This is a genomic window from Frigoribacterium sp. Leaf415, from assembly GCF_001424645.1.
Lineage (GTDB): Bacteria > Actinomycetota > Actinomycetes > Actinomycetales > Microbacteriaceae > Frigoribacterium.
Genome location: NZ_LMQR01000002.1, coordinates 212,325 through 218,853, shown reverse-complemented (window position 1 = coordinate 218,853; position 6,529 = coordinate 212,325). Strand labels below are relative to the sequence as shown.

Genomic DNA, 6,529 nt, shown 5'->3' with positions numbered 1-6,529 from the left:
CACATTCCGAACCCGGAAGCTAAGACTCTCAGCGCCGATGGTACTGCAAGGGGGACCTTGTGGGAGAGTAGGACACCGCCGGACTCCTTTTAGTGCGAACAGCACACGAAACACCAGAAAGGCCCCTTCCTCGGAAGGGGCCTTTCTGCGTTTAACACTGACCCACCCACCAACCCCGGTAAGATCGTCAGCGATGTCAGCTCCCTTCTCCACCGCCACCGGCACCGACGTGCGCGTGCGGTTCTGCCCCTCGCCCACCGGAACGCCGCATGTCGGCCTCATCCGCACCGCCCTCTTCAACTGGGCCTACGCCCGACACACGGGTGGCAAGCTCGTTTTCCGCATCGAAGACACCGATGCGGCCCGAGACAGCGAAGAGAGCTACGAGCAGATCCTCGACGGCCTGCGCTGGCTCAAGATCGATTGGGACGAGGGCGTCGACGCGGGTGGGCCTCATGGCCCCTACCGTCAGTCTCAGCGCCACGACATTTATCGCGGGGTCATCGATCAGCTGCTCGAGCGGGGGCTTCTCTACGAGAGTTTCGCCACGGGTGAGGAGATCGAGGCTCGCAACATCGCCAACGGTCGAGACCCCAAGCAGGGTTACGACAACTTCGAGCGTGAGCTGAGCGACGAGCAACGTGCGGCGTTCCGAGCCGAGGGGCGTCAGCCGGCGCTCCGGTTGCGAGTGCCCGACCGCGACCTCAGCTTCGACGACCTCGTCCGTGGTGAGATCACGTTCCCGGCGGGATCGTTCAGCGACTTCGTCGTCGTCCGACCGAACGGAGTGCCTCTCTACACTTTCGTGAACCCGCTGGACGATGCTCTGATGGGCATCACCCACGTCCTGCGCGGTGAGGACCTCCTCTCGTCCACTCCCCGCCAGATCGCCCTCTACGAGGCGCTGGTCGAGCTCGGCATCACCACGTTCGTCCCTCGGTTCGGCCATCTGCCCTATGTCATGGGTGACGGCAACAAGAAGCTCTCGAAGCGCGATCCCGAGTCCAACCTGTTCCACCACCGAGACCGCGGCTTCATCCCCGAGGGCCTCGTCAACTACCTGGCGCTCCTGGGGTGGTCCTTGACTCACGATCGGGACGTGTTCTCGATCGACGAGATGGTCGCGGCGTTCGACGTCGTCGACGTGAACCCGAACCCCGCGCGGTTCGACGTGAAGAAGGCCGAGTCGATCAACGGCGACCACATCCGACTGCTGTCCGTTGGGGACTTCACCGAGCGACTGCTGCCCTACCTCGACGGGGTCGTCAGCGTTCCGCCGACGGAGGCCGAGCGTGCCGTGCTCGTGCAGGCGGCGCCCCTCGTCCAAGAACGCATGACCCTCCTGTCCGAGGCTCGTGGCATGCTCGGCTTCTTGTTCGTCGCCGACGACGACCTGGTCCACGAGGACGACGCGCTGGCCTCGCTGGGCGAGCGGTCCACCGAGGTGCTGCGCGCCTCCTTGGCTGCCCTCGAGGGCCTGGCCGACTGGACGCACGAGTCGATCCAGGCGGTCCTCAAGGAGGCGCTCGTCGACGGACTCGGCCTCAAGCCCCGCGTGGCCTACGGCCCGTTGCGGGTGGCGCTGTCCGGGCGTCGCGTGAGTCCGCCGTTGTTCGAGTCGATGGAGATCCTCGGCCGCGAGTCGACCCTTGCCCGACTCTCGGCTCTCGCCGACCGCTCATGACCGAGCGCTACGACGTCGCTGTCATCGGGGGCGGCCCCGCAGGGTTGAGCGCCGCGCTCAACCTCGTCCGCGCCCGCCGACGCGTCGTGCTGATCGACAGCAACCGGCCGCGGAACTCCGCCACGCTGCTCTCGCACGGGTACCTCACCCGCGACGGCATCTCGCCGCTCGAGCTCCGCAAGCTCGGACGCGACGAGTTCCTGGGGTACGAGGGGGCCGAACACCGGCAGACCCTGGCGACGAACGTCGTCCCGGTCGACGGCGGGTTCGAGATTTCGTGCGCGTTCCGTGGGCAGGAGTCGTCCGCGCTGGCAGGGACCGTGCTGGTGACGACGGGGCTGAGCGAGACCCTGCCTGAGATCGCCCAACTCCGAGCGTTCTACGGCACGTACGTCCACAGCTGCATCGAGTGCGACGGGTACGACAAGCGTGACCAGCCGCTCGCCCTGATCGGTGAGCACCCCGACCTCGTCGACCGCGCCCTGTTGCTCTCGCAGTGGACCGACGACCTCATCGTCTTCACGCACGGTTCGGACGTGGTGACCTCGGCGGACGAGGCTGCGTTGGCCGCCCGGGGGATCACCGTGGATCGTCGTCGCGTCATGAGCATCGACGGCGATCGTGACGGCATGCGTGGCGTCGTGCTCGAGGACGGCACGGTCGTGCCTCGGGCCGGTGGCTTCGTCCGCCCGGAGTGGTCGGCTGCGCTGGACTACGTCTCGGCGACGGGGGCCGACCTGGACGGCGACGGACTGCTCGTCGTGGACGACCATGGTCGCACGTCGGTTCCCGGGCTGTACGCCGCCGGCGAGAGCACCGCGCCCGGCCCCCAGCAACTCATCGTTGCCGCCGGCGACGGCGCCCGTGTCGCTGCCGTGATCAACCGGGACCTCATCGGTGGCCTCGAACACCTGGCAGATGCTGTACAGTAGACGTCGGTCCAGATGATGGGCCGACAGTGATGTAGACCTGACGGTTGTCATCATTGGGGTATGGTGTAATTGGCAACACGACTGATTCTGGTTCAGTTGTTCTTGGTTCGAGTCCAGGTACCCCAGCAACTTTGTTCCCCCTGGCCTTTCGGCCCGGGGGAATTGCTGTTCGGGCCTGTCTGTCCGCCTCCGGCGACGTGTTCGGCTTCGCCGAACGCCATCGTGACGGCCCTGTGGCCCGGGGGAATTGCTGTTCGGGCCTGTCTGTCCGCCTCCGACGGCGTTCTCGGCTTCGCCGAACGCGATCGTCCCCGCGTCGCGCGTCGCGCCTCGCGCCTCGGGCGGAGTGGTCGGTGTGCCGTCGGGCGTCAGCAGCTAGGCCGGTTGGGGCTCTTCTGACTCGGAGCCGAGTGGGCGCCGTGGGCCGCGTCCTCGTCGGGCGAGAACCCTGGCGATGGGGCGCTCGACGCGACGGTGGATGACGAACGACAAGGCCACCAGGAGTGGAACCGACACGGCGACCGACAGCCAGCCGTCGATCCAACCCAGGCGCGCGAAGAGCTCGGGCACGGCCGGGGCCACCAAGGGGTGGAACAGGTAGAGCGCGTACGACGCGGCACCGCCGGTGAGCACCCAGGTCGGCGTCACGCGGCGAAGGGGACCTTCGGCCAGCACCGTCGCCGCCACGACAGCCGTGACGCCCGCGAATCGGGCTGGTGCGTTGCGCCCGAAGCCCCCGTCTCCGACGGACGTGGCGAGCACGACCGCCAGGGCCACCAGGGAGACCGCGAGCACGGCCCACAACCAGCCACGGCGGGCGGGACGCGTCAGCTCGGCGATCACCATGCCGATGAGGAAGAACAGGACGATGGGGTCGAAATAGACCGCCCATGCCGGGCGTGCGGCGTCGAAGGCCCACCACAGCGCCGAGCAGGTGACGAGCACCGCTCCGACGGTGGGCAGGACTCTGAGTCTGAGGGCCAGGCACAGGGCCACGAGGGCGTAGAACGCACACTCGAAGACGAGGGTCCAGCCGACGCCGAGGACGGGTTCGATGTTGCCTTCGGCGTTGCGGGTCGGGATGAAGAAGTACGACCCGAGCGTGTTGGCCGGCTCGAGGGTGGCGTGCAGCACGGCCGAAGGGACGAGTACCAACGTCAGCACCTTGAGGGTCGTCGCGAGCCAGTAGAGCGGGACGATGCGATCGAGTCGGCGACGCGCGAAGATGGCCCAGGCCCGCGGCGTGCCCTCGAGGCGACGGACGGTGTGCATCATGACGAACCCACTGATCGCGAAGAAGACGTCCACCCCGACCGATCCGTAGCTCCACGGGCGGAACGAGGGGTCGAGTCGTTCGTGGGCGTAGAACACGGTGTGGGTGACGACCACCAGGAGGGCTGCCACGAACCGGAGGCCCTGGATGCCCGAGAAGCGTTCGCGATCACGGAAGGACGCCTCAGGGGACGGGGTCGGGGTCTGCATATGAGACATTTTACATGCAGAAGATGCGGGGCCCTGGGGTTCTGCCTCCCACGAACTCGAAGGCCCTCACCTGTGGTGAGGGCCTTCGAGTCGTCGCAGGATGGTGACTAGTCGCCGATGGTGGCTCCGAAGCGGGCCGGCAGAGTGCCACGGTGGGTGCTGCGCAGCTCGTCGATGGACACCGTGAAGACGTCCTGTACCTCGAGCGACCCCGACTCGCCGTCGGTCACGCCGATGCGGGCCACCGGGTAGCCACGGCCCTCGCAGAGGCCGCGGAAGCGGACGTCGTCCTCGCGGGGCACCGAGACGATCACGCGACCGGTCGACTCGCTGAAGAGGGCGGTCGCGACGTCGATGCCGTCCCGCTCGATGATCTCACCCAGCCAGACGCGAGCACCGACTCCGAAGCGCAGCACGGCCTCGGCCAGCGCCTGTGCCAGGCCGCCGTCGCTCAGGTCGTGGGCCGCCGCGATCAACGACTGGTCGCCACCGGCGTGCAGGAGCTGCGCGAGCTGCGCCTCGGCCGCGAGGTCGACCGCCGGCGGGCGTCCACCGAGGTGGTCGTGGACCACGCCGGCCCAGGCCGATCCGTCGAGCTCGAGCGCCGTGGTGCCGAGCAGGTAGATGTTGTCGCCTTCGTCCTGCCAGCCGGACGGGATGCGCTTGGCGACGTCGTCTATCACGCCGAGGACGCCCACCACGGGAGTGGGGTGGATCGGACGCGTGCCGGTCTGGTTGTAGAACGACACGTTGCCGCCGGTGACCGGGATCTCGAGTTCGAGGCACCCGTCGGCCAGTCCCTCGACGGCCTGCGAGAACTGCCACATGACCTCGGGGTCCTCCGGGCTGCCGAAGTTCAGGCAGTCGGTCACGGCGGCGGGCACGGCACCGGTCACGGCGACGTTGCGGTACGCCTCGGCCAGCGCCAGGCGAGCACCCTGCTTGGGATCGAGCTGGCAGTAGCGCCCGTTGGCGTCGGTCGCGATCGCGAAGCCGAGACCGGTCTCTTCGTCGACGCGGATCATGCCTCCGTCGTCGGGGAAGCTGAGCGCGGTGTTGCCCAGCACGTAGGTGTCGTACTGGTTCGTGACCCAGCTCTTGTCGGCCAGGTTGGGCGAGCCGAGCAGTTCGAGGAACTGCTCGCGCAGGACGGCGTTGCCCGTGGGGCGGGGCAGCGACGAGGCGCTGTCGGCCTGCAGGGCGTCGATCCAGGTGGGGTAGGCGACGGGGCGCTCGTACACCGGGCCGTCGACGGCGACCGTGCGGGGCTCGACGTTGACGATCTCTTCGCCGTGCCAGTTGATGACGAGACGGCCGGTGTCGGTGACCTCGCCGAGCACGCTCGTCTCGACGTCCCACTTCGCCACGACCGCGAGGAACGCGTCGAGCTTCTCGGGACGCACGACGGCCATCATGCGTTCTTGGCTCTCGCTCATCAGGATCTCTTCGGCGGTGAGCGACGGGTCGCGCAGCAGGACGTTGTCGAGTTCGATGAACATGCCGCCGTCGCCGTTCGAGGCGAGCTCGGACGTGGCGCAGCTGATGCCGGCTGCACCGAGGTCTTGGATGCCCTCGACCAGTTCGTCGCGGAACAGCTCGAGGCAGCACTCGATGAGCACCTTCTCGGCGAACGGGTCGCCGACCTGGACGGCAGGACGCTTGGTGGGCCCGCCGGACGAGAACGTGTCGGAGGCGAGGATGGAGGCGCCGCCGATGCCGTCACCGCCGGTGCGCGCACCGAACAGGACCACCTTGTTGCCCACGCCCCGGGCGTTGGCCAGGTGGAGGTCTTCGTGGCGCAGGACGCCCACGGCCAGTGCGTTGACCAGGGGATTGCCCTGGTAGACGGCGTCGAAGTAGGTCTCGCCGCCGATGTTGGGCAGGCCGAGGCAGTTGGCGTAGAAGCTGATGCCACCCACGACGCCGTCGACCACGCGGGCCGTGTCCGCCGCGTCGATGTCGCCGAAGCGCAGCTGGTCCATGACCGCGACGGGGCGGGCACCCATCGAGATGATGTCGCGGACGATGCCGCCCACGCCGGTGGCCGCCCCCTGGAACGGCTCGATGTAGCTCGGGTGGTTGTGCGACTCGACCTTGAAGGTGACGGCCCAGCCGCCCCCCACGTCGACCACTCCGGCGTTCTCGCCCATGCCGACCATGAGGTTCTTCTTCATGGCGGGCGAGACCTTCTGGCCGAACTGCCGGAGGTAGATCTTGCTCGACTTGTAGGAGCAGTGCTCGCTCCACATGACCGAGTACATGGCGAGCTCACCGCTCGTGGGGCGACGCCCCAGGATCTCGCGGATCTTCGCGTACTCGTCGGCCTTCAGGCCGAGGGCGCCGTAGGGCTGCTCGCGATCAGGCGTCGCCGCGGCGTTCGCCACGGTGTCGGGCACGTGACCCTCGGGGCGGACGTCGATCATCTCGGCGT

4 protein-coding genes, 1 tRNA gene and 1 rRNA gene are annotated in these 6,529 nt (G+C 68.0%); 4 read left to right on the top strand and 2 right to left on the bottom strand.

Annotated elements, in window-relative coordinates; genetic code table 11:
- From rrf to ASG28_RS15625, 4 genes are all read left to right on the top strand, one after another.
- Positions 1 to 84 (top strand): 5S ribosomal RNA (gene rrf / locus ASG28_RS15640); the annotation flags it as partial.
- Between the two features lie 109 nt (positions 85 to 193).
- Complete coding sequence (gene gltX, locus ASG28_RS15635) at positions 194 to 1,684, top strand: glutamate--tRNA ligase (protein WP_055978133.1); 1,491 nt, start codon at positions 194 to 196, stop codon at positions 1,682 to 1,684.
- Positions 1,681 to 2,616, top strand: coding sequence for an NAD(P)/FAD-dependent oxidoreductase (locus tag ASG28_RS15630; RefSeq protein WP_055978131.1), 936 nt, complete (start codon positions 1,681 to 1,683; stop codon positions 2,614 to 2,616). Before gltX ends, ASG28_RS15630 begins: the two co-directional genes overlap by 4 nt.
- Before the next feature lie 54 nt (positions 2,617 to 2,670).
- A tRNA-Gln gene (locus tag ASG28_RS15625) sits at positions 2,671 to 2,742 on the top strand.
- A 249-nt stretch (positions 2,743 to 2,991) separates the two neighbouring features.
- On the opposite strand, the gene ASG28_RS15620 is transcribed toward ASG28_RS15625, so the two are convergent.
- Together ASG28_RS15620 and purL are read right to left on the bottom strand one after the other, a co-directional pair.
- Positions 2,992 to 4,098, bottom strand: a complete 1,107-nt coding sequence (locus ASG28_RS15620) for an acyltransferase family protein (protein ID WP_055978129.1) — start codon at positions 4,096 to 4,098, stop codon at positions 2,992 to 2,994.
- Positions 4,099 to 4,205: 107 nt separating this feature from the next.
- Positions 4,206 to 6,521 carry a phosphoribosylformylglycinamidine synthase subunit PurL gene (purL, locus tag ASG28_RS15615; protein ID WP_055978197.1) on the bottom strand — a complete coding sequence of 772 codons (2,316 nt, stop codon included), beginning with the start codon at positions 6,519 to 6,521 and terminating at the stop codon, positions 4,206 to 4,208.
- Between the last annotated feature and the right edge of the window lie 8 nt (positions 6,522 to 6,529).

Excerpts from the sequence above, each read along its gene's own strand:
- purL (WP_055978197.1), bottom strand. The coding sequence starts at position 6,521 with ATGATCGACGTCCGCCCCGAGGGTCACGTGCCCGACACCGTGGCGAAC.
- gltX (WP_055978133.1), top strand. The coding sequence starts at position 194 with ATGTCAGCTCCCTTCTCCACCGCCACCGGCACCGACGTGCGCGTGCGG.
- ASG28_RS15630 (WP_055978131.1), top strand. The coding sequence starts at position 1,681 with ATGACCGAGCGCTACGACGTCGCTGTCATCGGGGGCGGCCCCGCAGGG.
- ASG28_RS15620 (WP_055978129.1), bottom strand. The coding sequence starts at position 4,098 with ATGCAGACCCCGACCCCGTCCCCTGAGGCGTCCTTCCGTGATCGCGAA.